Here is a 3,543-nt window from a genome sequence, read left to right as displayed (position 1 = left end):
GCTGATCGGAGCCGACGTCGAATATTCGCGTAACGCGCTCGATGGCGCACGGTCGAATGCCAAGAAGCTCGGAATGGAGATCGTATTCGATCGCACCTACCCGCCATCGACCACGGAATTCAGCTCGACCGTGCGGGCCCTCCAGGCGGCCAATCCGGACGTCGTTTTCGCAGCGACCCTCCCCATCGACACCGCCGGCATCATCCGCGCCGCGAACGAAATCCAGTTCAAGCCGAAGATCATCGGCGGTGCCATGCTCGGTCTTCTGGTGACCGGGATCAAGCAGCAGCTCGGCCCGATGATCAACGGCTATATCAGCAACGAATTCTACATTCCGGCGCCGAGCCTGCAATTTGCAGGCACCAGGGAGATGATGGCCGAATACCAGAAGCGCGCCAAGGATCTCGGCCTCGACCCGCTCGGCTACACCTATCCGCCATACGCCTATGCGGCTGGCCAGATCCTCGCCAAGGCCGTGACCGAGACGAAGTCTTTGAGCGATGACGTGCTGGCGAAATACATTGCAGCCAACACCTTCGACACCGTGATCGGGCCGATCTCGTTCGGACCTGACGGCGAGTGGAAGTCCCCGCGGATCATCTGCATCCAGTTCAAGGGGATCACCGGTAGCGACCTCAGCCAGTTTACCGATTGGTCGCGGCAGATCGTTGTCTATCCGAAGGAATACAAGGCCGGCGATCTGATCGTTCCCTTCGCAGATGCTCAGAAATAAGAGCGATGCCGACGAAAAACTTTCATCAGGGATACGGGCACCGGCGGCTTGCGGCCGGTGTCCGCTTTCTGCAAGGCGTGAGGACAAGCAAGTGAAGGCGCGGAAGCGGGCACGAGTGGGGCTGAAAGACCTTGCGCGCGAAGTCGGCGTGCATGTCTCGACGGTCTCGCGCGCGCTGAACCCGGACAGCAGCCATCCGGTCGCTCCGGAACTGGTCGAGGAGATCCGGAAAGCGAGCCGCCGGCTCGGTTACAGGCAGAATTTCGCCGCCTATTCGCTGAAGACCAGCCGCTCGCGGACCATCGGCGTGGTTGTGCCCGACATCACCGACGCTGTGTTCCCGCCGATCATTCGCGGACTCGAAGACGGCCTCGCACAGTATGGCTATGTCGCCATCCTGGCGAACACCGATGGCGACACGCGGCGCCAGGTGAAGGTTCTCGAAACGATGCGCGCGCGTGGGGTCGACGGGCTTGTTCTGACGAGCGTGCTGCGGAGCGATCGGATGGTGTCGCGCCTCGCCGCTGACATTCCTGTGGTCACCGTAAGCCGGCGCACCGACGACGTTCGGTTTTCCTCGGTGGTGCATGACGAGGATGACGGAATCGGCCGGCTGGTCACGCATCTGGTCTCGCTCGGCCATCGCGACATTGCCTGCATCGCAGGACCGCAGACTGTGTCGACGGGTTTCAACCGCTACGATGCCTTCATGCGGCACCGCGATCATGCCGGTCTGCAGACGAGGCCGATGCGCGCGGCCTTTGCCAAGGCCTTCAATGAAATGGAAGGAGAGCGCTGTGCCGAGGAGCTGCTGGCGGCAAGCCGGCCGTTCAGCGCGGTGGTCTGTGCCAATGACCGGCTCGCAATCGGCGCCATCTCCGCGTTCCGCCGTCATGGCCTGTCCTGTCCGGGCGATATCTCGGTCACGGGATTCAACGACATGCCGCTCGCCGACCGGCTCTCGCCGGCGCTCACCACCGTGCGCGTGCAGCACTACAAGGCCGGATTCGAGGCGGCCGGCGTTCTTATCGACATGATCGAAGGCGAAGCCGCGGAGCCGCATCATCTGGTGCTGCCGGTCGAACTGGTGGTCCGGCAATCGACGGCGCCGTTTCGCGGAACGACATCACGAAAAATCAGGGAAGTTGCAGGAGAAGGCGCGTGAGAATTGGGTTTGTCGGCCTTGGCGTGATGGGACTTGGCATGGTGCCGCGCCTGCAGGCCGCGGGATACAAGGTGACCGGCTGGAATCGAACGAAGGACAAGGCAAAGCCGCTCCTTGATGCCGGGATGGCCTGGGCCGATACGCCGCGCGCCGTGGCCGAGGTGTCCGATGTGGTCTTCACCGTTGTCACCGATGGCAAGGCGGTGAAGGACGTTGCGCTCGGACCGGACGGCATCATTTCGGGGCTGAAGCCCGGCGGCATCTATATCGACATGAGCACCATCGCGCCCGAAGTCACGCGCGAGGTGGCGGATGCGTTCGCGGCCAGGGGCCTCGTCATGCTCGATGCGCCGATTTCCGGCTCGCCGGTGACGCTCAACCAGGGCAATGCCTCGGTGATGGTCGGCGGCGACGAGGCGGCCTTCGAGAAGGTCAAACCGGTCTTGCTCGCGATCGGCCCGAAGGTGACGCGGATCGGCGAGAGCGGCCTTGCGGTCAAGATGAAGATCGCGGTCAATCTCCTGCTGATGGTCGAGGTGATCGCTTTTGGCGAGGCGGTGGCGCTTGCGGAGAAGGGCGGCGTCTCTCGCGAGGTCGCGGTCGATGCCATCCTCAAGAGCGTCGCGGCGTCGCCGGTCCTTGGCTATCGCGGCCCCTTCATTCTCGAAGGCAAGATGCCTGCGGTGCCGCTGGCCGATGTGACCCTGCAGCAGAAGGACATGATCCTTGCGCTCGACATGGGCCGAAAGCTCGGCAGCCCGGTGCCGCTTGCGGCCGCCGCCAATGAATTGATGAATGCGTGCCGCGGTCTTGGCATCGACCAGAACGATTTCGTGGTCGCGCATCAGGTCTATCGACGCCTTGGAGGACAACAGTGACCGCGCCGAAAATGTATCGCACCAATATCCGGGACGTGCCCAAGGTCGAGGGCCTCGCCCGCAAGGACGGGTGGGTCGAGATGCAGGTCCAGCTCCTGATCGACAAGAAATCGGCGGGCGCCGATCACGTGGTCGGGTGGACCGTGCTGAAGCCGGGCGCCCGGCACGAGAGCCACCGCCATCACAATTGCGATGAGTTCTTCATCGTGCTGAAGGGCAAGGGACACATCTATACCGACGAGGGCGACAAGCCGTCGGGTGAGGGCGACGTGGTGTATTCGCCGCGCGGATGCTGGCACGGCTTCAACAACACGTCCGATGAGGATGTCGTCCTGGTCTGGGGCTGGATGGGCGCGGGGTCGATCGAGGACTCCGGCTATGAAGTCGATCCGGCGAGCCACGCATGACGTCAGCATTGCACGATCCCCGCATCGAGGCGGGGATGCGCCGGCAATTCGCCTTGCTCGATGAGCGCAGGCGCTCGGGAGCGCGGCGGATCGGGTGGAAGGTCGGCTTCGGCGCTCCGGCGGCGAAGGAGAAGTTGCGGATCGACAAGCCCCTGATCGGCTTTCTCCTTGATCACGCGGTGCTGCCCGATGGCGCGACGGTGTCCCTTGCGGGCTGGACCAAGCCGGTCGCCGAACCCGAAATCGCAATCGAGATCGGGCGAGATATCCCGGCGGGAGCGAGCGAAGAGGACGTCGCCCAATCAATCGCGGCGATCGGGCCGGCCATCGAGCTTGCCGATATCGACAGCCCGATGGATG

4 protein-coding genes and 1 pseudogene are annotated in these 3,543 nt (G+C 63.6%); all 5 read left to right on the top strand.

The window, feature by feature from the left end; all coding sequences use genetic code 11:
* Positions 1-733, top strand: a 733-nt coding sequence (locus tag VN004_RS01350; RefSeq protein ID WP_325606307.1) for an ABC transporter substrate-binding protein, incomplete at its 5' end; no start/stop codon positions are given.
* Positions 734-824: 91 nt separating this feature from the next.
* Entirely contained in the window at positions 825-1,898 is a 1,074-nt protein-coding gene (locus VN004_RS01345; protein ID WP_325606306.1) for a LacI family DNA-binding transcriptional regulator, read from the top strand.
* The gene (locus VN004_RS01340; protein WP_325606305.1) at positions 1,895-2,776 is read left to right on the top strand and encodes an NAD(P)-dependent oxidoreductase; all 882 of its coding nucleotides are present in this window, start codon (positions 1,895-1,897) and stop codon (positions 2,774-2,776) included. Before VN004_RS01345 ends, VN004_RS01340 begins: the two co-directional genes overlap by 4 nt.
* Positions 2,773-3,183, top strand: a complete 411-nt coding sequence (locus tag VN004_RS01335; protein WP_325606304.1) for a cupin domain-containing protein — start codon at positions 2,773-2,775, stop codon at positions 3,181-3,183. Before VN004_RS01340 ends, VN004_RS01335 begins: the two co-directional genes overlap by 4 nt.
* A pseudogene (locus tag VN004_RS01330) lies at positions 3,180-3,543 on the top strand (hypothetical protein); the annotation flags it as partial. The gene VN004_RS01335 and the pseudogene VN004_RS01330, both read left to right, overlap by 4 nt.

The organism is Pseudorhodoplanes sp. (assembly GCF_035565855.1).
GTDB lineage: Bacteria > Pseudomonadota > Alphaproteobacteria > Rhizobiales > Xanthobacteraceae > Pseudorhodoplanes.
The sequence above is the reverse complement of the archived record's forward strand: the minus strand, read 5'-3'. Positions and strand labels throughout refer to the sequence as shown.